Source organism: Methylocapsa acidiphila B2, from assembly GCF_000427445.1.
In the GTDB taxonomy this organism is placed as follows: Bacteria; Pseudomonadota; Alphaproteobacteria; order Rhizobiales; family Beijerinckiaceae; genus Methylocapsa; species Methylocapsa acidiphila.
In genome coordinates this window covers 3,690,964-3,715,997 of record NZ_KE386496.1, presented here as the reverse complement: position 1 = coordinate 3,715,997, position 25,034 = coordinate 3,690,964, and the positions used below count along the sequence as shown (strand labels likewise).

Sequence of the window (25,034 nt, the reverse complement as noted above, 5' to 3'; positions counted from 1 at the left end):
CCTAGCCGCGCGCGGCTAGCGCGGCGGCGATCTGGGTCCGGATTTGATCGGCGAGCGTTTTGGCGTCGCGGATCTCCGCGTCCCGCGAGGCGCGAATATTGGCGAATCTCTGGCTGGTCCGGTCATAGGTCGCGAAAGTGGTCGCGCTTCCTTTCAGGATCGGATCGCCGCCTTGCACGGGAATGAGCTTATACTCGGCCGTGACGACGACGGTCGCCGCGCTCGGGTAGCCGGTGACCGTGTCGATCAAAGGCGTCTGCGCGTTTTCCCGCACGCCAATCATCAATCTGTAGCGGGGCGTCACGTGCGAGCCCGTCCCATTCAGGGCGAAGATCAGCTCGTTGACGAGATAATGCCCGAGCCTGTCGGGCACGGGATCGATGGCGATCGCCTGCATCTCGCCGGCGACGTCGCCGCTGGCGCTGAGCGGCCCGTAAAGCGGCTGGAAACAGCCCGCCAGCGCCAGCGCAAGAAACGGCGCGGCCAGGCGGCCTCCTTTGCGCGCGCGCGCAAAAAGATCAGACGACGACATTCACGATCCTTTGCGGAACGATGATGATCTTCTTGACCGCGCGGCCCTCGAGCGCGCGCTGAATCCCGTCGAGCGCGAGAGCCGCGGCCTCGATCGCCTCGTTTTTTGCGTCGCGCGCGATGACGAGATCCCCGCGCTTCTTGCCATTGACCTGCACCGGCAAGGTGATGGCGTCCTCGACGACGAGCGCCCGATCGGCTGTGGGCCACGCCGCCTCGGCGACGAGCCCGGCATTGCCGAGCCGCGCCCAGCACTCTTCCGCAAGATGCGGCATCATCGGCGCGAAGCAAAGCACGAGGAATTCGGCCGCCTCGCGGAACGCCCGGCGGATGTCGGCGCCGATCTCCGCGCTTTCGATCGCGCCGATCGCCGCCGAGAGCTTATTGGCGAGATCATGCACCTGCGCGACCGCCCTGTTGAAGCGCAGGCGTTCGATGTCCTCCTCGACCTTGATCAAGGCGGCATGGGCCGCCTTGCGGATCTTCAGCGCCGGCTCGGACAGATCTTCGGGCCACACCTCGTCATTCGGCGCGGCGAGATCCGCCAGCTCGCCGACGAGCCGCCAAAGGCGCTGGACGAATTTTGCCGAGCCTTGCACGCCTTCCTCAGTCCAAATCACGTCGCGCTCGGGCGGAGAATCGGAGAGGACGAACCAGCGCGCCGTGTCCGCGCCATAGGTCTCGATGATCTCGTCTGGATCGACCGTATTGCGCTTCGATTTCGACATTTTCTCGATAGGGCCGATGTCGACGTCTTCTTCAACCATTTCCGGACCATGCCCGAGGCGGTCATGGCCGAGTCGTGAGTGGCCCAGACGGAATGCCTTTCGGCCTTCAGGCGTCTGCTTAATCTCCACCTCGGACGGATTGAGCCAGGCGCCGTCCTTCGTGCGGTAGGTTTCGTGAACCACCATGCCTTGCGTGAACAGCCCCGCGAAGGGCTCCTTCAACGCGCCGACATGTCCGGTCGCCTGCATCGCGCGGGTGAAGAAGCGGGCGTAGAGAAGATGCAGGATCGCATGCTCGATCCCGCCGATATATTGGTCGACCGGCAGCCAGCGCTCGACCAAGCCTGCGCTCGTCGGCGCGGCCTCGTTCCAAGGATCGGTGAATCGGGCGAAATACCACGAGGAATCGACGAAAGTGTCCATCGTGTCGGTCTCGCGGCGCGCCGGCGCGCCGCAACACGGACAGGCGACATGTTTCCATGTCGGGTGCCGGTCGAGCGGATTGCCAGGCTCGTCAAACGTGACGTCCTTCGGCAATTCGACCGGAAGCTCTGGCGCGGGGACAGGGCCGCAAGCCTCGCAATGAATGATCGGGATTGGGCAGCCCCAATAGCGCTGACGGGAAATCCCCCAATCGCGCAGGCGGAAATTAACTTGGCGCTTGCCTTGCGGGCGATTGCCGAGCGGCGTCGTCTCGAGCCGCCGCGCGACTTCCTCTTTCGCCGACTCGATCGTCAAGCCGTCGAGGAAGCGCGAATTGATCAGAACACCCTCCCCGTCATAGGCCGCGTCGGTAATTGTGAAGGAGGCCGGATCGACTCCCTGCGGACAGACGACGGGCGCATTGCCGAGGCCGTAGACATTGGAAAAATCAAGGTCGCGCTGATCATGCGCCGGGCAGCCGAAAATGGCGCCCGTCCCATAATCCATTAGAACGAAATTCGCTGCATAGACCGGCAGGAGCCAATCCGGATCGAAAGGATGGCGAACCCTGAGCCCCGTGTCATAGCCGCGCTTCTCCGCGGTCTCGACGGCCGCTTCGGAGGTGCCAAGATGCTGACATTCGGCGATGAAGGCGGCGAGCGCCGGATCCGCCTTTGCGCGTTCGGCCGCGATCGGATGGTCGGGCGCGAGCGCAATAAATTTCGCGCCGAATAAAGTGTCGGGCCGCGTCGTATAGACCTCGACCTCTCCCGCTTCGATAGACGGCGCAGGCGCGATCTCGAAGCGCACGAGCAGGCCTTCCGAGCGGCCGATCCAGTTGGCCTGCATCAGTCGGACTTTTTCCGGCCAGCGCGGCAAATCATCAAGCGCGCGCAGGAGATCCTCCGCGAAGTCGCTGATCTTGAAGAACCACTGCGTCAGCTCGCGCTGCTCGACCAGCGCGCCGGAGCGCCAGCCGCGCCCGTCGATCACCTGCTCATTGGCAAGCACCGTATGATCGACCGGGTCCCAATTGACCTTGGACTGCTTGCGGTCGACGAGCCCGGCGGCCAAAAAATCGAGAAACATCCTTTGCTGATGCTTGTAATAGCTCGGATCGCAGGTCGCGATCTCGCGCGACCAATCGAGCGATAGGCCCATCGACTTGAGCTGCGCCTTCATGCTGGCGATATTGGCGTAAGTCCAAGCCGCCGGATGGCTTTTGTTCTGCATGGCCGCATTCTCGGCCGGCATGCCGAAAGCGTCCCACCCCATCGGGTGAAGGACGTTGAACCCCCTCGCGCGCTTGAACCGTGCGATCACGTCGCCCATGGTGTAATTGCGGACATGCCCCATATGAATCCGCCCGGACGGATAGGGGAACATTTCGAGCACATAATATTTGGGCCGGGACTCCTCATTGAGGGTTCGAAACGTGCCGGATTCATCCCATAGCGCGCGCCATTTGGGTTCCGTCTCACGTGCGTTATAGCGCTCGCAGTCCATGATTTCCGATCGTCGGTCGCGTTTGATATTGAGGCGTCACTGGTGCGTACACAGCATTATTTGGACCGGTGGGTCAATTGCGCCGCAACCTCCGGGCGCAGACGCGCTCCGCATGGGCTGCCCGTCGCCGCACGAATGGCCCACGAATGAAAGGCGACAGCTTTGCAGCAATTTCCTCCCGGCCAAGACGCACCATCGCGTCAAAGCGTTAACCTTTCGCAAACCACGCTCGAGCGCTTGGCCGAAGTTCGCGAGCGGATCGCCCGCGCCGCCCGCGACGCCGACCGCAAGCCGGACGAGGTCGCCCTCGTCTGCGTGTCGAAGACATATGGCGCCGACGCCATAGAGCCGGTGATCGAAGCGGGGGAGCGCGTTTTCGGCGAGAACCGCGTGCAGGAAGCCATGGAGAAATGGCCCGCCTTGCGCGCGCGCCATCCAGACCTCGAATTGCATCTCATCGGCCCGCTGCAATCGAACAAGGCGCATGAGGCCGTGAGCTTCTTCGACGTGATCGAGACCGTGGACCGGGAAAAGATCGCCAGGGCGCTGGCCGCGGAAATCCGCAAAACCGGGCGCCATCCGCGCCTTTACGTTCAGGTCAACACCGGCGCCGAGCCCCAGAAGGCGGGCGTCTTGCCGGAAGAGGCCGACGCCTTCATCAAAGCGTGCCGCGAGATTTACGGGCTCGAAATAGCAGGCCTGATGGGCATTCCGCCCGTCGGCCAGCAGGCCTCGCCGCATTTCGCGCTTTTGAACCAGATCGCCAAGCGCAATGGCGTTGGCGCGCTTTCAATGGGCATGAGCGGCGATTTCGAGCTCGCTATCCAGCTCGGCGCCACTCATGTCCGGGTCGGCAGCGCGATTTTTGGGCCGAGATAAAGCTAAAGGTTAAGGGCGAAGGAGACGGTGCTTGAGCATCGACCGGCGGGCTCATTGGGATCGCGTCTATGGAGCCAAGGCCGAGAATGAGCTGAGCTGGTTCGAGGAAAGTCCAGCGATCTCGCTCGACCTTATTCATGCGACGGGGATTCGGCCGACGGCTTCGATCATCGACGTCGGCGGCGGCGAGTCTCGATTGGTCGACGCCCTTTGCCGCGAAGGGTTCAAGGCCGTCACTGTTCTCGACATTTCAGAAAAGGCGCTGGCCGCCGCCAAGGCCCGGCTCGGTCCGCAGGCCGCACATATAACCTGGATCGTCGCCGACATCACTGTTTGGGAGCCATTCGTGACATACGACCTCTGGCACGATCGCGCGACCTTTCATTTTCTCGTCGAGTGGGCTGATCGCCTGGCTTACGCCGAGCGTGTCGCGAAGGCGGTGCCGCCAGGCGGGCATGTCATCATCGGCGCCTTCGCTCTGGATGGTCCCGAGCGCTGCAGCGGCCTCCCCGTCCAGCGGCATGATTCCGCTTCGATCGGCGCCATTCTCGGAGACGGTTTCGCACTCTATGACTCCCGCCGACATGAGCATGTCACGCCGTCCGGAGTCACGCAGCGTTTCCAGTTCAGCTGTTTTCGCCGCTTATCGTGAATTGGCCGCTGACCAGTGTCGGCGCCCCTTCATCTGATGATCAAGATCGTCTTCTGCGAAAGGCGCGGCAGAAGCCGACGCAAGTCGTCGCGCTTGAGCGCGATGCAACCCTCGGTGGGTAAAAAGTCCAGCCGCGCGCAATGGAGAAAGATGGCGCTCCCGCGTCCTTTGCGGCGCGGGTAAAGATTATAGTCGAGCGCGATCACAATGTCGTAGAGATGGTCGTCGCGCCATAGTTTTTCATGAGACGGGCGGAAAGGCGCTGCGACGAGACGATTGTAGCGCGCGCTTTCCGGATCGTCGCACCAGAGATCGCGTCGGGAGAGCGGCCGCATCGGCAAAAGCGTCTCGTTTCGCGCGACGCGATCGGCGCGGTAGAAGCCGAAAAGAAGGCGGAAGGGACCAGCCGGCGTGGCGCGGTCGCCTTCCCGCTTGTCGTGCTTGATCCGGCCGCCGCCGATCGCGCAGCCGAGCGTCACGGCCCCCGCCCGGAGCCGCCCTAAGCTAAAACTTTGCAAGAATGCGCCGGCCGGTTGGAGCGTCACGACGAGGCTGCGGAGATGGCGCTGGCGGAGGCCGGGCTCCAGATCGCGTTTTTTTCCGGCGCCCACAGCCGCTCCATTTCCGGCGCGCGGCGCCGTGGAGAAATCGCGGCGATTGCGGATCTGGCGGGGAGATTTCGCGGCTGAGCTCACCGGAAAATGTCTTTCCTTGTGCATTTCACGACCAGATCATCGCCAGATCGGCTTTAAAGCTTGCCAAGCAGCGCAAAGCAAATGACTCTTTCAAGTCCGGGGACGAAAGCATGCGCCAAGGAGAGATGCGAATAGAGCACGATTCGGAAAAGCAGCCTCGAATTTTTCCCCGGCGCCCGGCTCTCAGTCATGGGAAACGTACGTATTCCTGATTTTGGTTCGATCCATTCCAATATCGTCTTCATCTAGCGAAGACGCGCCGCACGGAATATATGCCGATCATCGGGCCGGGGGGCGATGATGCGGATTCCACCAAGGACAGGTCCATGACGCAGGTTCTGAAAATCCTGATCGCAGACGACGACGCAGATCTGCGCGCGGCGTTGGCCGAGCAGCTCTCCCTCCACGAGGAATTCGCCGCCGTCCATACGGATTCCGCTGAAGGCGCGCTTGACGCATCGCGCAAGGAGCCGCCGGATCTGGTCATCATGGACGTCGGCCTGCCTGACATGGATGGACGTGAGGCCGTCAAGCGCATGCGCGAGGAGGGGTTCAAAAATCCGATCATCATGCTGACCGGGCACGACACCGAATGGGACACCGTGCAGGGCCTCGACGCGGGCGCCAATGATTACGTCACCAAGCCGTTTCGCTTCGCGGTCCTGCTCGCCCGCATGCGCGCGCACCTGCGCCAGCATGAGACAAATGAAGAAGCGATGTTCCGCGTCGGACAATATACGTTTCAGCCGAGCGCCAAACATTTGGTGGGCGAAAATGGCGTGAAACTCCGCCTGACCGAAAAAGAAACCGCCATCCTCCGCTTTCTCTATCGCGCCGGGCAGGCCGTCGTGACGCGGGAAGTGCTTCTCCGCGAGGTCTGGGGCTATAATTCCAACGTGACGACCCACACGCTGGAGACGCATATCTATCGACTACGCCAGAAAATTGAGCGAGATCCCGCCAAGGCGCAGCTTCTCGTCACCGAGGCGGGCGGCTATAAGCTGATGCCCTAGCGCGCGTTCCGAATGGACGGACCCGTCAAATCTGGGGCGGTCGATGCGCTCGAATGGGCTCTCATTCGGGCCGGGAGGACGCCGCGATGGCCCTGGATGACGATATTGCGAAGCTCAGCCGCAACGCCGCCTTCGCGGCGCTGGAGCCGGAGGCTTTGCGGTTGATCGCCTTTTCGGCCGAAACGCGAATCCTTCGCGCGGGCGATATTTTGTTTCGCCGCGACGAGCCCTCGAATTGCGGGTTCGTCGTGCTTTCAGGCTCCATCGCGCTCGACGCGTCCAATCTCGGCGCCGCCAAGGCCCGCATCCTGCGCCCGCCGGCGCTCATCGGCGAGACGGCTCTTTTGACCGAGACTCTGCGGCCGGCGACAGCGATCGCGCGCGAGCCCTCGAGCGTGTTGCGCATCTCTCGCCACCTTTTTCATCGCGTCCTGAGCGAGCATCCACGCAGCGCCGAACGGCTGCGCCGGGCCCTCGCCGGAAAGCTTGCGCAATATGCGAAGGAACTCGGCGATCTGAGGCGCGGCGCGCTGTCTCCATCGGATGAAGAAGAGGCCTGAAGCTTCCGGCATGCGCGCATCGAGGCCGGTGGGGCGCTGGCCTCAGATTTCAGATCCCACGGAACGCCAGGCGTCCTACAGATCCAAGTGAACGATCACCGGCACGTGATCGGACGGGCGGTCCCACCCACGGCTCTCACGCAACACCTGCATTCCGCCGAGTCGCGGCTTGAGGCTCTGGCTGACCCAGACATGATCGAGCCGCCGGCCCTTGTCTGATTTCGACCAATCCTGCGCGCGATAGCTCCACCACGTATAGAGCTTTTCCTCGAGCGGAACATATTGGCGCAGGGCGTCGACCCAAGGCCCGGCCTCGAATACGCGGCCGAGCTTTTCCACCTCGATCGGCGTATGGCTGACGACCTTGAGCAGGGCCTTATGGCTCCAGACATCCGTCTCGAGCGGCGCGATATTGAGGTCGCCGACCATGATCGCGTTCTTGCCTGCGATGCGGTCGGAAACCATCCAACGCTCCATCTCCTCCAGGAAGGCGAGCTTATGCGCGAATTTCGGATTGATCTCCGGGTCTGGTTCGTCGCCGCCCGCCGGCACATAGAAATTATGGAGGTCGATGGCGTCGCCGCCGGCGGGCGTCAGGCTCACCGCGATATGTCGAGCGTCGCCCTTCTCGCAAAATTCGCGGCGGCGGATTTCGGCCAAAGGCAGTTTCGAGGCGATAGCCACGCCATGATAACCCTTTTGCCCGTTGATCGCGACATGCGCATAACCAAGCTTATGAAAAGCCGCCAAAGGAAATTCGCTGTCGCGGCATTTCGTCTCCTGGAGGCAGAGCACGTCCGGCGCCTGTTCACGCAGAAAGCGAGCGACGAGGTCGATGCGCAAGCGAACGGAATTAATGTTCCAGGTGGCGAATGTCAGGCGCATGTCGAACCCCATATCAATGGCGTCTGCGACTGACCATGCAAAAGCGGGAGCCGCAAGCCTCAAGCGCAAGCAGCCCACAAGATTAAAAAGGCTTCGGAGCAACAAAAAAGATGGGCGCCCGGCTTGTGACCGGACGCCCTCTAGGAGCGAAATATCGTCGGGAGGGGTCCGACGAATGCTGATCCAGACGAAACGGGGGGATACGTCCGGCCAGTGGCATCGCTCACATGAGACCAAAATAATCGCGCCGGGCGCGGATTCAAGCTTCGCAGCTAGCTTGTTCGGCCCGTCGGCGGGTCAATTATTTGTGTTGAGCACGCGTTCCTGCGTGATCTGGAAAAGGGCCGGATCCGGCTTCTTCGACAGGTCAATGTTGAAGAGCGAAATCAACGTCTCGTAGCCTTGCGGATCGGTGATCTGCCATTGCTTCAAGGTGAATTTCGCCGGATCGAACACCAGCCTGATGCGCGAGGTTCCGCCGAAGGTCGCCTTATCCTCGACCACGATCGTGACCGCGTTCGGATCGCTCGCGACATCGACGACCTTCACGTCATTGACGAGGTCGACGTGATCCTTGAGCAGGAATTTCAGCGGGGTCTGACTGATGAAATAAATATCCTTGGTGGCGGTCTTCCGGTCATGCACGGCCACCGAGAGTCCATCGGCCACGATCTCCAGCGTCGCCGGCTCGGCATATTCGAACCGGAGCTTTCCGGGCCGCTGAACGAAGATCTTTCCTTCCGAGCGTCGGCCATCGGCGCCGATCTGAACAAAATCGCCGACCATCGTCATGGCGGCGTTGAAATAATCATTGGCTTTCTGGATCGCGACGGCTGGCTCGAGCGGCACGAAGGGCTTGGCCGGCGCGGCGGCCGCGGGGGGCTTGGCCGGCTTCGGATTGGTCGTCGCCGCTTCGGCGCGAAGCTCCGGAGCGGCGACGATACCGACCGCGATCGCGAGAAATGCCCTAACCCATGATTTCATGAACGCCGCCTCTGAGGTCGTAAAACTTCACGATTTGAAAGTTGATATGCCGTTAATGGAAGGTGAGGTCCAGCGCTGGCTTCGCTGAATTGCCCGGCTATAGTCGCCAGAATTACGCCTCCGCTTGCGGCCGAGTCCTTGAACTTGTCCGATTTCAATCCATTACGGCGCGACCGAGGCCGTTTGCAGACCGCAGCTCGCTTCGACCACATCCGGCCGCGCGCTTTGCAAGCCGAGGGGAAGATTGAGCCGCGGCGGTTTCCGATTGAAGAAAGCCGGCCTCGGCGCATCGGGCGCCGGCCGAGACCAAGGTCGTATGCGGTCCCCGTCGGCCGGCGCCCCTTGAGCAAGAGCAGGGCCGATTTTATATCTTAGGTCGAACGTTGCGCGGCTTCAGGAATTGTCAACCGCCGGGGGGAATGATTCGGAGAGAGACGTGTTCCCGCTCAATCATCTATCGCAGCTAGCCCCGCAGCGCCGCGACCTGCAACGGCGCGTTTCTCATGCGAGGAACGAGGAGTTGAACCAGATCCACCCGCTTGCCCATAGGCGGCAGGACGCCGCCTCTGCCGGCCCGAAACACGCGCCGGCAGAGGCGGCGCGGCCGAAGATCGGCATCGCTCTCGGCGCCGGCGCGGCGCGCGGCTGGTCGCATATTGGCGTCCTGCTGGAGCTCGGCGAACATGGAATTTTCCCCGACGTCGTCGCGGGAACGTCCATCGGCGCCGTCGTCGGCGGGTGCTATGCCGCGGGCAATCTCGCGATGGTGGAGGCTTTCGCGCGCGGCCTGACCAAGAAGCGCGTGGTCAGCTTGATGGACGTGTCCTTTTCGGGCGTCGGCATGTTGAGCGGCGGCAGGCTCAAACATCACCTGAGCCAAGCCATCGGGAACCGCCGCATCGAGGATCTCGACAAGAGCTTCGCCACGGTCGCCACCGAGGTCGAGACCGGACATGAAATCTGGCTGACGAAGGGCGACGCGATGGAGGCCATTCGCGCGTCCTACTCCCTGCCCGGCATATTCGAGCCCGTGCAGATCAACGGCCGCTGGCTTTTCGACGGCGCTCTCGTCAATCCAGTGCCGGTCACCGTCTGCCGCGCGCTCGGCGCCGACATGGTCATCGCCGTCAACCTTATCGGCGACGGCGCGTTTCGCGGGATCGTCATCGACGATCGGCTCTCGATGGAGTCGACGCTCGAAACGCTCGGCGCCAAGCCGCAGAATCTACAGTCGCTCAGCGCGCGGCTGTTCGGCGGGATGAGCGGAAACCTGCGCCGGTTCTTCGGCAAGCGCGAAGACGGCGCCCCGGGCATTGCGACCGCCATGATGGATGCGTTCAACATCGCGCAGGGGCGCATCTCGCGCTCGCGCCTCGCCGGCGATCCGCCGGATGTCACCATCAACGCGAGGCTGGCCAAGATCGGCCTGTTTGACTTCCACCGCGCCGATGAGCTCATCGAGATGGGCCGCGAGGCGACGCGGCGGGCGATCCCCGAAATCGCCGATCACATCGCCATGACGCCGGCCAGCGCCAGCGCCTAGATCATGATGCTTTTGGATCGCGACACCCAAAAGCAAGCAACCTAATCAAGTCTCGAGAACTCGAGCGGGATTCTACGCAAAGAGCCGGATTTCGCTTTTTCGCATTCCGCTCCAGACGTTCTCCGGAGATAAAATAAGGAAAGAGGCGAAAGGTCGCCTCCGCCTTTTCCGCCGAGCCGGAACGGCTGACGGATCATCCTAACGGCTATGCGATGATTCCGCGGCGCCCCCCGTCGCGATATATTCCCGCATCGCCCGATGCTCGAACTCGCATTCCGCGATCCTGTAGTTGACCAGATCGCCGATCGACACGATCCCCGCGAGTCGGCCCTCCGACATGACGGGAAGGTGGCGGAAGCGCTCCTTGGTCATTTTCTCCATGGCGCTGAGAATATGCTCGTCCTCACGGGTCTCGACCACGCCGGTCATATGGGCGGTCACCGCGTCGGAGAGAGCCGCCGCGCCGCCCTTGCTGATCGCGCGGACGATGTCGCGTTCCGACACAATGCCGAGAACTTTGCCTTCGGCGTCGGCCACCACCACGGCGCCGATGTTTCTGGCGACGAGAATATCGGCGGCTTCCGCCAAAGTGCGATGCGGCTGCGTCGTGACGACCTCCCGGCCCTTGTCCGAGAGAATGCGAGCAATTGTCATCCACGCCTCCCTAGAAGATAGTCGCAGCCGATTTGGCCGCGCTTCAGCCGCCAACAGCGACGGCAGATATTTTCTTGAAAGAATGCGCTTGTTCTCACCAACGCGCAATAGCGCGTTACAGCGGCCGAAGTCGGCTCGCTACAGAGACTGATGGATGCTGTAGAGCGATTAAAAGCGCGGCTCAGCCAGGGCTTCGGCGTAGTCTTTCGCGGCGACGGCCATGAACCGGCCGCTCGCCTCGTCGAGCGCCAGAAGCTTGCCTTCGGCTATGCCGAAATAGGCCCCGTGCAGGCTAAGATTGCCGCGCTGCTCGAGGTTGGCGATCGAGGGGAAACTGCGCAGATTGGCGAGGCCTTGGATGATCGATGCCTGCGCCAAGAGCTCGACATAGGGCTCGAGCGGCGCGCGCGCCGGCCCGATCTTGGCCGCGGCCGGGCCGATCAGACTGATCCATTTGCCGATGAAATCGCCGGAGGAGAGCGGCCTTTGGTAGGGATCGAGATCGGCCTCCGCATAGGCGCGCACACCGCCGCAGCTCGCATGGCCCAGCAGCACGATATGGGCGACGCGCAGGCCGAGCACGGCATATTCGAGCGCCGCCGAAGTCCCGTGTAGATCATCGTTCGGCGCATAGGGCGGCACGAGATTGGCCACATTGCGCAAGACGAAGATCTCGCCCGGCCCCGCGTCGAAGATCACTTCGGGCGAAACCCGCGAGTCGCAACATCCGATCAACATGATGCGCGGATTTTGCCCGGCTTCGGCCAATTGCTGGAAGCGATCATGCTCGCGCGCGAAGCGCCCTTCGAGAAAGGCGCGATAGCCGGAGACAAGCCGTTCGGGCAGCAGCGGCCTCGTGGGCGCGTCGGAAGGGTCGAGCGACGGTTCGGACATGGCCTTCGTTTAAGCCTTGCCGCGGGCGCGCGCAACCCGCCGACGAAAAGGCCGTCGAGGGCGCCGATCAGATCGCGGATGGTTTGCTGGGCGGCTTGGCGTCGGGGGCAGGCATCGATTTCAGGACGCGCGAGATCGGATCGCTCGACACATAGATCGGCGGCTGAAACGGTCCTTCATTGGCGGCGATCAAGGCGATGATCAAGACCGTGCTGACGGTGAAGATGACCATCGCGGCGAGATGCGGCCTCGGCCGATCAAGATGCAGCATCGCGATGCTGATCTGTCCCGTGAGCGCGAGGATCAGGACGCAGGCCCATTTGATCGTCTCCGAGGTTCCGGCGCTGAGCACGAGGCGATCCGCGCGCGCGCTTTGAACTTTGAGCGCCGTGTCGAGCAGCAGGCCGTCGAATTTCGCATTGGCGTCCTTGGGATCATGCTGGGTCGCCGCGACGACCTTGAGCAGCGCGCCCAGCGCATCCTCAGCCTCGGGCGCGCCGGCGCCCGCGTCGGCCATGCTCGGCCATTCCTTCTCGGTGACGGCCACGACATAGGAGCGAATGGATTGACGGATGCGGTCGGCGGGCAGGCCGCTGGCGGCGGCGAGCGCGCTGAGCATGCTGAGGCTGGCGCTTTCAGTCTCGACAGCGGCGGCGGCGCGCCGCTCGCGGTCCCAGACGTCGCTTGCGACAAAGCCGATCAATATGCCGAATATGACCATGATGGCGCTGAAAAGCTCCGCCACCGCGCCATTGAAGGACAGCATCCATTTGCGTGTCGCGCGGCCAAAACACAACCAAAACAAGAACACGGCGGACACTGTATAAAACCCGGCCACGGCCAGGAACATCAACGGCAAAGGCAAGGCTAGCCAGGCGTCGATCATAGGGGGACTCTGGTGGTGGGAGACGAGAGGTCTCGATAATCTCTAACTGAAAACGTCAGATGACAAGCCCGCCGAGGTCAAGATTGCGATATGGACAGATTTTGGCGGTGGGCAAGCGCGGCGCGCCTCCTGCTCTCTGCCCCCTTGCGGCGATCGCCGCATCGATGCCGAGATCAACTTCAGCCGCGACGCCATGCGTCTCAGCGCGGAGCGAGTTCTCCGATCAAATGGTTGACGACGCCGGCCATCGCCATGGCGGCGCCGAAGTCGAATTTGTTGATGGCGACAAAAGCGCCAATTCCCCGCGTCGGCGCGAAAGCCGTGTAGCAGAATATGCCCTGCAGGCCTCCGGCCTTTTGCAATATGAGCGGCAGGTCGCCGTGCGGCTCCATGACGATCCAGCCAAGGCTGAGAGCATCCATATGGCCGGACTCATCCAAGCCATAAACAGGATCGAGGCCGTCGCGTTGTAGATAGGCGGCGTGATCGAGCAGCCGAATCTCCGCCGATTTCGACGCAAAGCGATCGAGGTGCCAAGACAGCCAGCGTAAAATGTCGCCAGGAGTCGAATAAATGCCGCTCGCGCCTCCAGCGATCAGCGGCGTCTTCACGTCGGGCAGCGGCTCGCCGTTGAAATTATGCCCCTGAAGGAGACGCTCATGATCGCCCGGACGCAGCGCGAGCACCGTGTCCTTCAGGCCGACCGGGCCGAGGACGCGCTCCTCGAGCAAAGCGTCATAGGGCTTGCCCGCGGCATGCGCTAAAGCAGCCGAAAGCACGTCAAATCCGAAATTGGAGTAAAGCGCGCCGGCGCCCGGCGCGAAAATCAAAGGATCGGACTCTAACCCCTTTCGATAGGCTTCCGGCGTGAGAGTCGAAAACGGGTCGTCGGGCGGGCCCGACGCGCGCGCGACCTCCCTCGGAAGGCCCGACGAATGCGTCGCCAATTCTATCAGAGTTATCTGACGCCCGTCGCGACCGGGAATCATGACGTTCCAGCCAATGCGGTCTTGCAGCCGGTCGGTAAATTTGACCGTTCCGTCCGCCACGAGGCTGGCGAGAACTTGTCCCGTAAATGCTTTGGTCAAAGAGCCGACGCGAAGCATTGTGTGTCGGTCCGGCGCCGCGCCTGATCCGTCTGAAGTTTCACCGAAGCCATAAACCGCGGTCTCGCCGTTGCGCACGACTCCGATTACGAGCGCGGGAACTCGGCTTTGCAAGAAGAGCACCGTCCCCGTGAATTCGACCGTCTCGTTGAGAAGCTTGTCTTCCGCCCGGGCGCTTGGCGCGAAGAGGGCGACTTCGATCGCCATGACGGCGAGAAGGCGGATGAGCGCGTGAAGCATTCGACTCATCGGCTCATCCTGATCGGGCGGTGAAGGCCTGATTGCCACGGCGCGCCGCTTGCGGTCCCAAACGCCGCATAAAACCCAGCCACAACCAGGACCATCAACGGCGAAGGCGGGGCGAGCCAAGCGTCGATCATAGGGGAAATCCCGGCGGGGGAAGACGAGAAACCTCGATAATCTCTATTCGAAAACGTCAGATGACAAGCCTGCCCAGGTCAGATTGTCGACCGAGCAGCATTTTGGGCGACGGACTATCTCCGATGCGACGCTCTTCTTCGGGACGAGAGCGGCGATCGGAGTCGCATAGCCTATCGCGGAAAATGAAAATAACTGTTCCTTCGAGCCGGAGACTCCGCGCCCATGAATCTCCAGCCCTCGCCATCAATTCTTTGCGCTCAAAATCGGAACGGGCTAGACCCTGCGAAAATGAAACGACGGAATGAGCGATGGACAGGGATCAAACGGTTGAACAGCTCGCGAGCTTGGAGGTTGATCTCATCAACCGCATATGGGGCTGCGTGAGCGAGGAGGAGGACACCTTCGAGGCCATCTCACGACAGCTCGTCGACAACCCCGATCATGCCGACTTGCAGAACTTCATCAATCACGCTTTGACCGGCGTCTTGCTCGCAGTCGCATTCTTTCGCTTTACCGAGACAATGAAGCCGTTTCTCGAGAAGAAAGATATGGGCGACGCTTTTATGCGCATGGTCCATAACAAGGCGAAAAATGTCGTCGATCATTGGCACGAGCCGCCAGAAAAAACGGCGGAATGACGCCGCCCGGTTACACGATGAAATAATTCATTTTCAAACTACCAGACGAGTGAGCTCGGTCTCCTCTCAGAATGAGATAGAGACGCATCAGCGTCATTTAGCCAATGACCGCTTCCTTCCGCATCGGTTCAAGCTCACTCAACTATCCTCCGATCTCCTCGCGCCGGATCTCGAGCTCCAGCCATTCTTCTTCCGCCCGCCATACTCAAATTCTTCGTAAAAATTTCAATTCAGTCAGCTAAATCTAGGTCCCGTTGACAAATAGGATTCCCATTAGGGTAAGGTTCTGATTCAAGGTCGCTTTCGGAAGGAGGCGGGCTTGATTCGGGGATTGATGTCGGATGAGGAATGGGCGTGTTTCGAGCCGTTCGTGACGGTTCGCGGCGCGCATAGCGGGCGACGGCCGAAGGACCACCGCCTCGTTCTCGATGGGATTTTCTGGATTGCCCGCACCGGCGCGCAATGGCGGGACCTGCACGAGCATTTCGGCAAATGGTCGTCGGTCTATCGGCAGTTCCGGCGCTGGACTCTCAGTGGGCTGTGGGAGCTCCTTCTGGAAGCCCTGAATGAAACCGAGGGCGTTGGCGAGACCGTCCAGATGATCGACTCGACCATCATCCGGGCGCATCACTGCGCCGCCGGCGCTAAAGGGGGACTCCGCGTCAGGGTCTTGGCCGCTCGAGAGGTGGCTTCACGACAAAGATTCACCTCCGCACGAACGGCGAAGGACTGCCGATAGCCGCAAAGATCACCGCAGGCGAGGTCTCGGATTATTCGGGCTTCGCCCCCTTGATGGAAGCGGAAGGACCTGAGGCCAAAGTCCTGCTCGCCGATCGTGGTTATGATTCCGATCATATTCGCGAAACGCTGGAGAAAACAGGCGCTGCGGCCATCATTCCGACGCGCCGAAACCGCAAGATCCAAATCCAGATCGACAGTCACATCTATGCCTTGCGCAACCGCGTCGAGCGTTGCTTCAACAAGCTCAAAAACTCTCGGCGCCTCGCAACCCGCTACGACAAAACCGCAGCCAGCTATCTCGGGTTCGTCCAAATCGCCGCGATCAGGATCTGGATGCGCATATTTGTCAACAGGACCTAGGCATTTATGCCTTTTTGTGTGTGGATTCTGAGCCAAATCAAGCGCTGGATTCTTAGTTTAAGTATGCTCTGCTTTCGGTTTTCATGCCAAAAGAAAGTTTAAGCGCCATGTCACTCGGAACGATATTGCTTGTCCTCCTTATCCTCATGCTCATTGGCGTCTTCCCGAGCTGGCCGCACAGCGCCAATTGGGGCTACGGTCCGTCGGGCCTTCTGGGCACGGTGCTGCTCGTCGTTCTTGTGCTTGTAATTCTCGGCCGAATATGAGCCGGCGAACAGGTCTTAAAAACTTCTTTTTCCAAGCTATTTTTTGACGGCTTGGAAATTTATACAGACAAATCGCTGCAAAGACGAAAAAATATATAAAACTTTATTTCGGAACATTTTAGGTCGATGGCGATTTTCTCAATGGTTGGTTTTGAGCCGCCCATTTTTATTGGAGTTAAATCATGAGCAGCACAACAGACAAAGTTACGGGCGTCGTCAACACAGCGGTTGGCAATGTCAAGCAGGCCGTCGGCAAAGTTATCGGCTCCGATAAACTTGAGGCGGAAGGGCTTGTCCAAGAAGCCAAAGGCGAAGCCCAGCAGGCTGTCGGCGAAGCCAAGGACGCAATCAAGCACGGCGCGAACAAGGTGGCTGATGCGGTCAACAAGAAACTCTAGAGCGCGTTCCGATTGGATAGACTCAGCCAATCGCTCTAGTCGCTTGGCCGGCCCATCTTTGGGCCGGCTCGGCGCATCGCATTTTTTAGTTATTTGAGTTGCCGGCCTCGTCCGACGGCGGGCTATTGGACCAAAGCCCTTTGAGCCCGTGGCCAGAGAGCGGCCTGTCAACCTGGCCGGATGTCCGAAGGTTGTGATGTGCGCTCCGACAATAGAATCGTCTCGACTGCAAATTTAGTCGTCGGCGCGGCAACAAAGGCTGCAAAGCGCGATGCTGTTTTATGGTTCGCCGCATCACGTTTTTTCCGTCGTCATAGTTTCACGGCCGCCGTTTTAGCCGCGTCCGTCGGAGCTTCTCCCTTATCGGCGCAAGAAAAATCGCGTGATCTCGCGACGTTTTTCAGCGGTCATCTGACCGCTACGGGAAAGTTCCAAAACCATCTCGATGGTTCCGCGCGCGGCGTTCGGGTCGACATCCGCGGGGCGTCGGAAGGAAACGCATTCAAACTCATTGAAGACACGGTCTATTCCGATGGTCAGAAGCAGCACAGGGTCTGGAGATTCTTGAAGGTCGCCGAAGGGCGCTACATCGGTCAGCGCGCCGATCTGATCGGCCAGGCGACGGTCAGCGCGCAAGGCAATAAAATCGATATCGCCTATCGCGCCCGCGTCCCGACGAAGGATGGCGCGACCCACGACCTTGATTTCAAGGAAGTCTTTGTGTTCATGCAATCTGGGACGGCTGATTACCGGCTGAGCGTGTCCCTTCTGCTCATTCCGGTTGGGGAAGCACATCTTATCGTTCGAAAACAGCCCAGATGAATTGGCCGGCAATTCCAGACATTCGAACTCTTCGCCGCCCCTACCCTCCGATTTCCTCGCGCCGAATTTCCAGCTCCAGCCATTCCTCTTCCGCAGCCTGTAGCTCCGCCTCCGCCTTGGCGAAGGCCGCGGATGCGGCCGAAAATTTCGCTGGATCTCGCGCATATAAACCGGGATCGTCCAACGCCGCTTGAAGCTTGGCCATCGTCGCCCGCAGCTCCTCCATGCGCTTCGGAAGCGTCTCCAGAGCGTGTTTTTCCTTGAAGGACAGGCGGGGCTTGGCCGGCGGCTTTTTCTCCGCCCGCGCCGGCGCCTCGGCCTTGGGCTTCTCGCCGCGCGAAACATTCGCGATCGGCGCGGCGCTCACCCCGGCTCCGCGCTGCGCCACCATGTCCGAATAGCCGCCGGCATATTCCATCCAGCGGCCCGAGCCCTCGCTCATGACGACAGAGGTCGCGATCCGGTCGAGAAAATCGCGGTCGTGGCTGACAAGCAGCAAGGTGCCCTTGTAGTCCGCGAGCATTTCCTGCAGCAGATCGAGCGTCTCGAGATCGAGATCATTGGTCGGCTCGTCGAGAACAAGAAGATTCGATGGCCGCGCCAGGGCGCGGGCGAGCATGAGCCTGCCGCGCTCGCCGCCGGAAAGCCGGCCGATTGGCGTCCTCGCCTGCTCGGGGCCGAAGAGAAAATCCTTCATATAGCCGACGACATGCTTGCGCTCGCCATTGATCTCGACGAAATCGCTGCCGCCGCCGGTGAGCGCGTCCTTCAGCGTCGTGTCGGCGTCGAGGCTCGCGCGGCCCTGATCGAGCGTCGCCATCTGGAGATTGGCCCCGAGGCGGATCGCGCCCGCATCCGGCGCGAGCGCGCCGGTCAGGAGCTTTATGAGCGTGGTCTTGCCCGCGCCATTGGCGCCAATGATCCCGAGCCGGTCATGGCGCAGGATGCGGGTCGAGAAATCCTTGACGATGACGCGCTCGCCGAAGGCTTTCGCAACGGCCTCGGCCTCGATGACGAGCTTGCCGGAGACCGCTCCCTCGCTCGCGACGAGCCGCACTTCGCCCGCGGCTTTCGTGCGCTCGCGCCGCTCCGTGCGCATGGTCAAAAGATTGCCGAGCCGCTTCTGATTGCGCTTGCGCCGCGCGGTGACGCCATAGCGCAGCCAATGCTCCTCGGCCACGATCTTGCGATCGAGCTTATGCTGCTGGCGCTCTTCTTCCTCGAGCTCGGCGTCGCGCCAGGCCTCGAATTCGGCGAAGCCGCGATTGAGCGCGCGGGTGCGGCCGCGATCGAGCCAGACCGTTTTCCGCGACAGATTCTGCAGGAATTTCCGGTCATGGCTAATCAACACGAGCGCGGAGCGCGTCGCCTTAAGCTCCGCCTCGAGCCATTCAATGGCGGGCAGGTCGAGATGATTGGTCGGCTCGTCGAGGAGCAGAATGTCCGGCTCGGGGGCGAGCGCGCGGGCGAGCGCGGCGCGCCGCGCCTCGCCGCCGGAAAGATGGGCCGGGTCTTCCTCGCCGCTGAGGCCGAGCTCATTCAGCAGGGTTCTGGCCCGATAGGGATCGTCGGTCGGCCCGAGCCCCGCCTCGACATAGGCGAAAGCGGTCGCATAGCCGGAAAGGTCTGGCTCCTGCGGCAGATAGCGCACATTGGCGTCCGGCTGCATGAAACGCGTCCCGCCGTCGCATTCGAGCAGGCCGGCGGCGATCTTCAAAAGGGTCGATTTGCCGGAGCCGTTGCGCCCGACGAGGCACAGGCGTTCTCCGGCTGACACGGAAATCTCGGCCGATTCCAAGAGCGGCCTGCCGCCGAGGGTGAGCGAAATATTCTGCAAAAGCAGAAGAGGAGGGGCCATTCTTGCCTGAAATCGCGGGGTTTGCCGGAGGTTCTGGTCCCTCTAACGCATTTTCCGGCGCGTGGGAAACTCCGGGACCCGCCTCGACAAAAACAAGGCGGTTGCCCTGATTTCCTTTTCCGAAACCGCGGCCGCCGCAATCACCTCGTTTTGCGCTCGTTTCGAGCCGTGATGCCGTTTCGGCGGCCGTTGGACACGCCAAACCCCGCACATATCAGCTTACGGCCGACACTGTGCGCCGAAGACCTAGAAAGATAAAGATTAAGTCTATTCGATTTCAGCGCTCGTCGCGTCGGTCATCGTCGCGGAAACGCCGGTCGTCGCGGTCTCGATCCGAATCGTCGTCCCTATGGATGCTCCGGCCCTCTAAACCGCGAAGCACGCCGCCGGCGACACCTTCGTCCGGATCGGCTTCACGCCAGCATCGCCCATCGTCGTTACAGACCGTGCGGGCCTCAATAACGCCGCTGTCCGTCGGCAGCTTGTTCAAAGTCAAGGCCGACGCACTTGTGATGAGGGCGAAGCTTCCGGCGGCCGCATATAGGATTATCCTGCAAGTCATAATGAACTCCTATCAATGGTTGAAGGACAACTGTTCGATCGATGAATGGTTGCTCCTAATTGGCGCGTCACGTTTGCGTTTTTGTTTCGACCCAAGGCAGCGGCGGAGCAAAAAATTTAGCGAGCGGCGGGAATAACAATGTAGGTCTTGAAGTCTCCTCGATAGCGGCGCGATGCGCCGGGCTCATGGAGACGCAAATGTCCATTGAAATCGACGGGAAAAAGATCGACCGCCGCGGCGCGCTCGAATGCATGGTCTGGGCCGGCGCAGGCGTCCTTTGGACCCTCGACGGCGGCGTGCCGACGTCCAAGCTCTTGCCAGTGGGCGGTGCGGCGCAGGCTGCGGAAAAAGCGCAGAAAGGCTTCAGTTTCCTGCAGATTTCAGACAGCCATATCGGCTTCAACAAGCCGGCCAATCCCAATCCGCTCGGAACCCTGCAGGAGGCGATCGACAAGGTGAACAGCCTGCCGGAAAAGCCGGCCTTCATGATCCACACCGGCGACATCACCCATCTCTCCAAGCCGGAGCAATTCGACGACGCCGAGAAGGCGATCGGCGAGGCCAAGCTCGACGTCCATTATGTGCCGGGCGAGCATGACGTGATCGACGAGCAAAATGGCCAAGCCTATCTCGAGCGCTTCGGCAAAGGCGCGAAGGGCGCAGGCTGGCGCTCCTTCGACGCCGGCGGGGCGCATTTCATCGGCCTCGTCAATGTCGTGAACCTGAAGAGCGGCGGATTGGGCTTTCTCGGCGACGAGCAATTGGCCTGGCTTGCCGACGACCTCAAAGGCAAGTCCGCCTCGACCCCGATCATCGTCTTCGCCCATATTCCGCTCTGGGCCGTCTATCCGGAATGGGGCTGGGGCACCGACGATTCCGCCAAGGCGCTGGCGCTTCTGAAGCGTTTCGGCTCGGTTACAGTTCTGAATGGCCATATCCATCAATTGATGCAAAAAGTGGAAGGGAACGTCGCCTTTCACACGGCCATGTCGACCGCTTTTCCGCAGCCGGCGCCTGGAACCGCGCCCTCACCCGGACCTATGCTCGTGGCGGCGGACAAGCTCCGCTCCGTGCTCGGCGTGACGCGCGTCGAATATTGGCCGGGCAAGGCCGCGCTCGCCATCACCGATTCGTCGCTCGCCTCGAGCTGAGCCTATAGGAGCCAAAGGACAAAACATGCAGAAGCTGAACCCGGCGCGCCGCGCCCGAGGGTGGCGCGAGAGCGGCGTCGCGCTCCTCTCCGCCGCCTGCCTCGCAACCCTTAGCGCATCGCCTCTTGCAGCCGCCGAAGCGGAGGTCAATATCGACAATTTCGCCTTTGCGCCGGCCGAACTCACGGTCAAAGTAGGAGCGACCGTGACTTTCCGCAATCGGGACGATATTCCGCACAGCGTCGTCTCGTCCAACCAGTCGTTCCATTCGAGCGCGCTCGACACCGACGAGACATTCTCCTTCGCCTTCGAAAAGCCCGGAACTTACGAGTATTTTTGTGGCCTGCACCCGAAAATGACCGGCAAGATCATCGTCGCGCCTTGAGCGCGGCGATCACAGTTTTCGATCAGATCAGGGCCCGGAGCGACTGCAAGCCTCAAAAAGAATTTGAACCTTCCCATGCGTTTAACCTAAACGCATCGAGGTTAGGCTCTTTCCGGCGCCCTTGATTGCAGGACCCTTCATGTCCGAAAATTCAGCGATAGATTTTTTCACGGTCTGGCAGAGATACCGCAAGGTCGTCGACGCCAACTATATGCACCACGCGGAGTTCAGCGCGGCGATCGAGCGAATTCTGCGTTCGCGTTTCGACGGTCGGCCGTTCTCCGTTTTAGATTTGGGCTGTGGCGACGCGTCGATCCTCGCCGCCCTTCTCGCGAAAATGAACATTGAGACCTATGAAGGCGTAGATCTGTCCGAGGCCGCCCTGGCGCTGGCGGAGCAAAATCTCAACTCTCTGTCTTGTCCTGTGCGTCTGACTCATTGCGATCTCGTCGAGGCCCTGAATAACGGCCATCGGCGCTACGACATTATTCACTCGAGCTATGCCGTTCATCATTTATCCACGGATCGGAAGGCTGAGTTCTTCGCCGGCGTCGCAAAGAGGCTGGAAAAAGACGGAATTCTTTTACTGACCGACGTCACGCGCGAGGAGGATGAAAGCCTCGCGGTTTACTTCCAGAAATATTGCGATTGGTTGCGCCGCGATTGGCATGGGTTGAACGTAGACGAGAAAGCGGCGATTTGCGATCATCTCGTTAACAATGACCTGCCCGAAACGCGCGCCACTTTGGAATCTCAGGCTCGTGCGGCAGGGCTAGACGACGCCCATGAAGTGGCGCGATTCGGCTGGCATCGGTTGCTCAGCTTCGCCCGAAAGCAAACGGATCTCAGAAGCTTATAACTTCGCCAACGAGGTCGAACCGCGCGCAAGGCCGACAAACCTGTTGCAGCGCGGCGGCCTTTGTTGAAAGTGAGCCGCGCATCACGGCATTTGTTGGCCAATGGCCGGCGCTTCCGACGGACCGCTCATGACCGACAGCGCCGCCGCGCCTCCAAAAGGGACGCCGATCGAACGTCCGCTTCGGCTGGCGACCGGTTTGACGCTGTTCGCCTTCGCCGCCAGCCATTTTCTCAATCACGCCTTCGGGATCTTCCGCCTCGACGTCATGGAGGCAGTCCGCGTCGTGCTCATCTGGCCCTGGCGCACGTTGGTCGGACAGGCGGCGCTCTATGGGTCTTTCATTATTCATGGCGGCCTCGGCCTCTACGCCATCTTTCGGCGCCGCCATTTTTGGATCCCAAAAGCCGAGATGCTTCAGCTTCTTCTCGGTCTGTCGATCCCTCCCCTCGTCATTATTCACGCGACCAATGTCCGGCTCGGACATTTGCTCTTCGGCCTCGATCTCGCCTATCCGGGCATTCTTCACCGCTATTGGGATCTCTCTCCCCATTTCAGCCTGCCGCGGCAATTCGTCCTGCTGCTGGTCGTCTGGATTCACGGCTGCATCGGCCTCAACAGCTGGCTGCGCGCAAAGCCCTGGTATCAACGCAGGCTGCCGGCCCTCGCGGCGCTCGCCGTTTTGATCCCGAGCCTCGCCATTGTGGGGCTCGTCGACGGAGGGCGGGATTTCGACGAGAGGGCGGCGCAGGACAAAGGCTTTCTCGCCCGGAACGAGGTTCAGACCAAGGCGCAAACCGCTGCGCTGGGCGCAATTGGCGAGCGCTTGATCTTGATCTATCTCGGCCTTGTCGGAGCGGTCTTCGCGTTTCAAGGCGCGCGCGAATGGCGCGAGAAACGCTTCGGCGCCGTCTCGATCCGCTATCCGGGCGGCGTCGAGGTCAATGCGCCGCGCGGATTCTCCATTCTCGAAGCCAGCCGATGGGCGGGCATAGCGCATATGTCCATGTGCGGCGGACGCGCCCGATGCTCGACCTGTCGCGTGCTCGTGCTGGCGGGGCTAGACCTGCTTCCGTCGCCGAACGCCGCCGAGACGAGGACGCTCGCATGGATCGGCGCCTATCATAAGGTGCGCCTCGCTTGCCAGGTGAGGCCAACGAACCCAATCGCCGTCGTTCCCCTGCTTTCGCCGCAAAATTTCGATCCAAGCCTCGGCCCGCCCGTTTTCGCCGCTTCCGAAGAACGCGTCATCGCCGCGCTTTTCATCGATCTACGCGATTCGACGCGGCTCGCGGACGGGCGCTTGCCCTATGACTCGCTTTACGTGGTGGACCGCTATGTCTCGATTGTCTGTCGCGCAGTCGAAACCCACGGTGGTCAGGTGACCAGCGTCGCCGGCGACGGCATCATGAGCTTCTTCGGCGCGGACTGCGACGCGCCGACCGCTTGCCGACATGCGCTATTGGCGCTGCGCGACATATGGCGGGCGCTCGCCGCTTTCAGCGAGGAATGTGAGCGCGCGTTCGATTTCCAGTTGCGTTTCGGCGCCGGCTGCCATGTCGGCCTCGCCGTCGTCGGCGAGCTCGCGAGCCGCCATTCGACCCAATTCCTTGGCGAGGTCGGCAATATAGCGGCGCGGCTCGAAGGCCTGACCAAGGAACTCGAATGCGCGGCGCTCCTCTCGCGCGCCTTGATCGAGCAGGCTGGCCTCGCGACCACGGCGGCGGAAAGCCATCGGGTCCAGATCAGGAATGTGAGCGCGGAAATCGAGATGATCGCGCTCCGCGCGCAAGACGACCTCGATCATCTGCTCGCCGCCCGCGCGGGACGCGTCTTTGAACAGCGCCGACGGTTTCACCGCAAGGGATTGCCGGAGGACCCAACTTCGGCATAGTTCGAGAGGGGCCTTCAATTCATCGGCCCGCGCAACGCTGGCGGCGACATGGTCAGGCATAACGAAACCCTTGCCCGCGTGGAATTATTCCGATCGCTGACGCCGGATGAAATCGCGCGGCTCGATACGCGCTGCATCTGGCGGCGCGCCGACGCGAAGGAATGGATCCTCGACTATCAAGAGGAAGGCACCGACGTCTTCTTTCTGGTGAGCGGCGTCGTACGGGTCATGATTCGCGCCATATCCGGGCGCGAGACCATTTTGCGGGACATCAACGCAGGGGCGTTTTTCGGCGAGCTCGCCGCAATCGACGGACAAACGCGATCGGCGGGAATATTTGCGATCACCGAGGCGACGATCGCGAAAATGTCCGCCCCGACCTTCCTCGAAACCGTCACTGCTCATCCGGACGTTTGCCTGCAGCTGCTGAGGCTCGTCACCGGGCAAGTTCGGATGCTCGCCAATCGCGTCAATGAGTTCACGACGCTTGCGGTCCGCGATCGCCTTTATCTGGAACTGCTTCGGCTTTCTCGCCCGGATCGCGACGACGCGCGCCGAGCGATCGTCTCGCCGCCGCCCGGCCATGCCGATCTCGCGGGACGAATCAGCACGCGCCGCGAGGCCGTGACGAAGGAGCTGAGCGCCTTGGAGCGCGAAGGGCTGCTCAGCAAGAGCCGGGGCGCGCTCGTCCTCCTCGACGTTCCGCGGCTAATGGCGATGATCGACGAAGACAAGGATTTGAGCGAATTGCGCCGCGACGCTTGAGCCAACCCCTACCGCCGC

Annotated in this window: 26 protein-coding genes; 15 read left to right on the top strand and 11 right to left on the bottom strand. The window is 61.4% G+C overall.

Annotation, left to right across the window (positions count from 1 at the left end; translation table 11 throughout):
* Position 1: 1 nt before the first annotated feature.
* Together lptE and leuS are read right to left on the bottom strand one after the other, a co-directional pair.
* On the bottom strand, positions 2-532 hold the full coding sequence (lptE, locus tag METAC_RS0120450) for an LPS assembly lipoprotein LptE (RefSeq protein WP_026608447.1): 531 nt from the start codon (positions 530-532) through the stop codon (positions 2-4).
* A complete protein-coding gene (leuS, locus tag METAC_RS0120445) occupies positions 519-3,188 on the bottom strand; it encodes a leucine--tRNA ligase (RefSeq protein ID WP_026608446.1) in 2,670 nt (889 codons plus the stop codon). Before leuS ends, lptE begins: the two co-directional genes overlap by 14 nt.
* Before the next feature lie 237 nt (positions 3,189-3,425).
* Between leuS and METAC_RS0120440 the strand changes: the two genes are divergently transcribed.
* Both METAC_RS0120440 and METAC_RS0120435 read left to right on the top strand, forming a co-directional pair.
* Complete coding sequence (locus METAC_RS0120440; RefSeq protein ID WP_026608445.1) at positions 3,426-4,067, top strand: YggS family pyridoxal phosphate-dependent enzyme; 642 nt, start codon at positions 3,426-3,428, stop codon at positions 4,065-4,067.
* Between the two features lie 31 nt (positions 4,068-4,098).
* The gene (locus METAC_RS0120435) at positions 4,099-4,719 is read left to right on the top strand and encodes a class I SAM-dependent methyltransferase (RefSeq protein ID WP_026608444.1); all 621 of its coding nucleotides are present in this window, start codon (positions 4,099-4,101) and stop codon (positions 4,717-4,719) included.
* Positions 4,720-4,748: 29 nt separating this feature from the next.
* On the opposite strand, the gene METAC_RS0120430 is transcribed toward METAC_RS0120435, so the two are convergent.
* Complete coding sequence (locus METAC_RS0120430) at positions 4,749-5,414, bottom strand: L,D-transpeptidase family protein (protein WP_245257532.1); 666 nt, start codon at positions 5,412-5,414, stop codon at positions 4,749-4,751.
* Between the two features lie 326 nt (positions 5,415-5,740).
* On the opposite strand from METAC_RS0120430, the gene METAC_RS0120420 reads away from it, so the two are divergent.
* On the top strand, positions 5,741-6,427 hold the full coding sequence (locus METAC_RS0120420) for a response regulator transcription factor (protein ID WP_026608442.1): 687 nt from the start codon (positions 5,741-5,743) through the stop codon (positions 6,425-6,427).
* Between the two features lie 86 nt (positions 6,428-6,513).
* Entirely contained in the window at positions 6,514-6,987 is a 474-nt protein-coding gene (locus tag METAC_RS0120415) for a cyclic nucleotide-binding domain-containing protein (protein WP_026608441.1), read from the top strand.
* Between the two features lie 75 nt (positions 6,988-7,062).
* On the opposite strand, the gene xth is transcribed toward METAC_RS0120415, so the two are convergent.
* Both xth and METAC_RS0120405 read right to left on the bottom strand, forming a co-directional pair.
* Positions 7,063-7,872, bottom strand: a complete 810-nt coding sequence (xth, locus tag METAC_RS0120410) for an exodeoxyribonuclease III (protein WP_026608440.1) — start codon at positions 7,870-7,872, stop codon at positions 7,063-7,065.
* Between the two features lie 297 nt (positions 7,873-8,169).
* A complete protein-coding gene (locus METAC_RS0120405) occupies positions 8,170-8,856 on the bottom strand; it encodes an outer-membrane lipoprotein carrier protein LolA (protein WP_026608439.1) in 687 nt (228 codons plus the stop codon).
* Positions 8,857-9,376: 520 nt separating this feature from the next.
* Between METAC_RS0120405 and METAC_RS24750 the strand changes: the two genes are divergently transcribed.
* Complete coding sequence (locus tag METAC_RS24750; protein ID WP_245257531.1) at positions 9,377-10,399, top strand: patatin-like phospholipase family protein; 1,023 nt, start codon at positions 9,377-9,379, stop codon at positions 10,397-10,399.
* 198 nt (positions 10,400-10,597) lie between these two features.
* Here METAC_RS24750 and METAC_RS0120390 read toward each other — a convergent pair whose 3' ends face one another.
* The 4 genes from METAC_RS0120390 to ampH all read right to left on the bottom strand — a co-directional run bounded on the left by METAC_RS0120390 (position 10,598) and on the right by ampH (position 14,188).
* On the bottom strand, positions 10,598-11,053 hold the full coding sequence (locus METAC_RS0120390; protein WP_026608438.1) for a CBS domain-containing protein: 456 nt from the start codon (positions 11,051-11,053) through the stop codon (positions 10,598-10,600).
* A gap of 168 nt (positions 11,054-11,221) precedes the next feature.
* Positions 11,222-11,947: a carbonic anhydrase gene (locus METAC_RS0120385; protein WP_026608437.1), complete on the bottom strand. Its 726-nt coding sequence runs from the start codon at positions 11,945-11,947 to the stop codon at positions 11,222-11,224.
* Positions 11,948-12,014: 67 nt separating this feature from the next.
* Positions 12,015-12,833 carry a bestrophin-like domain gene (locus METAC_RS24745; protein ID WP_051335729.1) on the bottom strand — a complete coding sequence of 273 codons (819 nt, stop codon included), beginning with the start codon at positions 12,831-12,833 and terminating at the stop codon, positions 12,015-12,017.
* Positions 12,834-13,033: 200 nt separating this feature from the next.
* Positions 13,034-14,188 (bottom strand): D-alanyl-D-alanine-carboxypeptidase/endopeptidase AmpH, encoded by a 1,155-nt coding sequence (gene ampH / locus METAC_RS0120375; protein ID WP_036255756.1) that lies wholly within the window; start codon positions 14,186-14,188, stop codon positions 13,034-13,036.
* A 440-nt stretch (positions 14,189-14,628) separates the two neighbouring features.
* On the opposite strand from ampH, the gene METAC_RS0120370 reads away from it, so the two are divergent.
* From METAC_RS0120370 to METAC_RS0120340, 5 genes are all read left to right on the top strand, one after another.
* Positions 14,629-14,958, top strand: coding sequence for a hypothetical protein (locus tag METAC_RS0120370; RefSeq protein WP_026608435.1), 330 nt, complete (start codon positions 14,629-14,631; stop codon positions 14,956-14,958).
* 334 nt (positions 14,959-15,292) lie between these two features.
* A protein-coding gene (locus tag METAC_RS26055; RefSeq protein WP_245257393.1) for an IS5 family transposase occupies positions 15,293-16,059 on the top strand; the annotation gives its coding sequence in 2 pieces (ribosomal slippage) (positions 15,293-15,605 and positions 15,605-16,059; 768 coding nt in all).
* 107 nt (positions 16,060-16,166) lie between these two features.
* Positions 16,167-16,325, top strand: coding sequence for a DUF3309 family protein (locus METAC_RS26050; protein ID WP_036255754.1), 159 nt, complete (start codon positions 16,167-16,169; stop codon positions 16,323-16,325).
* A 182-nt stretch (positions 16,326-16,507) separates the two neighbouring features.
* On the top strand, positions 16,508-16,723 hold the full coding sequence (locus METAC_RS0120345; protein ID WP_026608434.1) for a CsbD family protein: 216 nt from the start codon (positions 16,508-16,510) through the stop codon (positions 16,721-16,723).
* 198 nt (positions 16,724-16,921) lie between these two features.
* Positions 16,922-17,545, top strand: coding sequence for a DUF3833 family protein (locus METAC_RS0120340; RefSeq protein ID WP_026608433.1), 624 nt, complete (start codon positions 16,922-16,924; stop codon positions 17,543-17,545).
* 40 nt (positions 17,546-17,585) lie between these two features.
* On the opposite strand, the gene METAC_RS0120335 is transcribed toward METAC_RS0120340, so the two are convergent.
* Together METAC_RS0120335 and METAC_RS24735 are read right to left on the bottom strand one after the other, a co-directional pair.
* Positions 17,586-19,403 carry an ABC-F family ATP-binding cassette domain-containing protein gene (locus METAC_RS0120335; RefSeq protein WP_026608432.1) on the bottom strand — a complete coding sequence of 606 codons (1,818 nt, stop codon included), beginning with the start codon at positions 19,401-19,403 and terminating at the stop codon, positions 17,586-17,588.
* 277 nt (positions 19,404-19,680) lie between these two features.
* Positions 19,681-19,965 (bottom strand): hypothetical protein, encoded by a 285-nt coding sequence (locus tag METAC_RS24735; RefSeq protein ID WP_036255752.1) that lies wholly within the window; start codon positions 19,963-19,965, stop codon positions 19,681-19,683.
* Between the two features lie 197 nt (positions 19,966-20,162).
* On the opposite strand from METAC_RS24735, the gene METAC_RS0120320 reads away from it, so the two are divergent.
* The 5 genes from METAC_RS0120320 (at position 20,163) to METAC_RS0120300 (ending at position 25,016) form a co-directional block, all read left to right on the top strand.
* Positions 20,163-21,116, top strand: a complete 954-nt coding sequence (locus tag METAC_RS0120320) for a metallophosphoesterase family protein (protein WP_026608431.1) — start codon at positions 20,163-20,165, stop codon at positions 21,114-21,116.
* Between the two features lie 25 nt (positions 21,117-21,141).
* Entirely contained in the window at positions 21,142-21,501 is a 360-nt protein-coding gene (locus tag METAC_RS0120315; protein ID WP_051335728.1) for a cupredoxin domain-containing protein, read from the top strand.
* A 139-nt stretch (positions 21,502-21,640) separates the two neighbouring features.
* Positions 21,641-22,360 (top strand): class I SAM-dependent methyltransferase, encoded by a 720-nt coding sequence (locus METAC_RS0120310; RefSeq protein ID WP_026608429.1) that lies wholly within the window; start codon positions 21,641-21,643, stop codon positions 22,358-22,360.
* Between the two features lie 127 nt (positions 22,361-22,487).
* Positions 22,488-24,251 carry an adenylate/guanylate cyclase domain-containing protein gene (locus METAC_RS24730; protein ID WP_198017255.1) on the top strand — a complete coding sequence of 588 codons (1,764 nt, stop codon included), beginning with the start codon at positions 22,488-22,490 and terminating at the stop codon, positions 24,249-24,251.
* Between the two features lie 48 nt (positions 24,252-24,299).
* Positions 24,300-25,016, top strand: coding sequence for a Crp/Fnr family transcriptional regulator (locus METAC_RS0120300; protein WP_026608428.1), 717 nt, complete (start codon positions 24,300-24,302; stop codon positions 25,014-25,016).
* Positions 25,017-25,034: the final 18 nt, after the last annotated feature.

Bases quoted from the DNA above. Each gene is read 5' to 3' on its own strand.
- METAC_RS0120390 (WP_026608438.1), bottom strand. From the start codon at position 11,053: ATGACAATTGCTCGCATTCTCTCGGACAAGGGCCGGGAGGTCGTCACG.
- lptE (WP_026608447.1), bottom strand. From the start codon at position 532: ATGTCGTCGTCTGATCTTTTTGCGCGCGCGCGCAAAGGAGGCCGCCTG.
- ampH (WP_036255756.1), bottom strand. From the start codon at position 14,188: ATGAGTCGAATGCTTCACGCGCTCATCCGCCTTCTCGCCGTCATGGCG.
- leuS (WP_026608446.1), bottom strand. From the start codon at position 3,188: ATGGACTGCGAGCGCTATAACGCACGTGAGACGGAACCCAAATGGCGC.
- METAC_RS24730 (WP_198017255.1), top strand. From the start codon at position 22,488: ATGACCGACAGCGCCGCCGCGCCTCCAAAAGGGACGCCGATCGAACGT.
- METAC_RS0120300 (WP_026608428.1), top strand. From the start codon at position 24,300: ATGGTCAGGCATAACGAAACCCTTGCCCGCGTGGAATTATTCCGATCG.
- METAC_RS0120315 (WP_051335728.1), top strand. From the start codon at position 21,142: ATGCAGAAGCTGAACCCGGCGCGCCGCGCCCGAGGGTGGCGCGAGAGC.
- xth (WP_026608440.1), bottom strand. From the start codon at position 7,872: ATGCGCCTGACATTCGCCACCTGGAACATTAATTCCGTTCGCTTGCGC.
- METAC_RS0120320 (WP_026608431.1), top strand. From the start codon at position 20,163: ATGTCCATTGAAATCGACGGGAAAAAGATCGACCGCCGCGGCGCGCTC.
- METAC_RS0120345 (WP_026608434.1), top strand. From the start codon at position 16,508: ATGAGCAGCACAACAGACAAAGTTACGGGCGTCGTCAACACAGCGGTT.
- METAC_RS0120310 (WP_026608429.1), top strand. From the start codon at position 21,641: ATGTCCGAAAATTCAGCGATAGATTTTTTCACGGTCTGGCAGAGATAC.
- METAC_RS0120335 (WP_026608432.1), bottom strand. From the start codon at position 19,403: ATGGCCCCTCCTCTTCTGCTTTTGCAGAATATTTCGCTCACCCTCGGC.
- METAC_RS0120420 (WP_026608442.1), top strand. From the start codon at position 5,741: ATGACGCAGGTTCTGAAAATCCTGATCGCAGACGACGACGCAGATCTG.
- METAC_RS0120385 (WP_026608437.1), bottom strand. From the start codon at position 11,947: ATGTCCGAACCGTCGCTCGACCCTTCCGACGCGCCCACGAGGCCGCTG.
- METAC_RS0120415 (WP_026608441.1), top strand. From the start codon at position 6,514: ATGGCCCTGGATGACGATATTGCGAAGCTCAGCCGCAACGCCGCCTTC.
- METAC_RS24745 (WP_051335729.1), bottom strand. From the start codon at position 12,833: ATGATCGACGCCTGGCTAGCCTTGCCTTTGCCGTTGATGTTCCTGGCC.
- METAC_RS0120370 (WP_026608435.1), top strand. From the start codon at position 14,629: ATGGACAGGGATCAAACGGTTGAACAGCTCGCGAGCTTGGAGGTTGAT.
- METAC_RS24735 (WP_036255752.1), bottom strand. From the start codon at position 19,965: ATGACTTGCAGGATAATCCTATATGCGGCCGCCGGAAGCTTCGCCCTC.
- METAC_RS0120405 (WP_026608439.1), bottom strand. From the start codon at position 8,856: ATGAAATCATGGGTTAGGGCATTTCTCGCGATCGCGGTCGGTATCGTC.
- METAC_RS26050 (WP_036255754.1), top strand. From the start codon at position 16,167: ATGTCACTCGGAACGATATTGCTTGTCCTCCTTATCCTCATGCTCATT.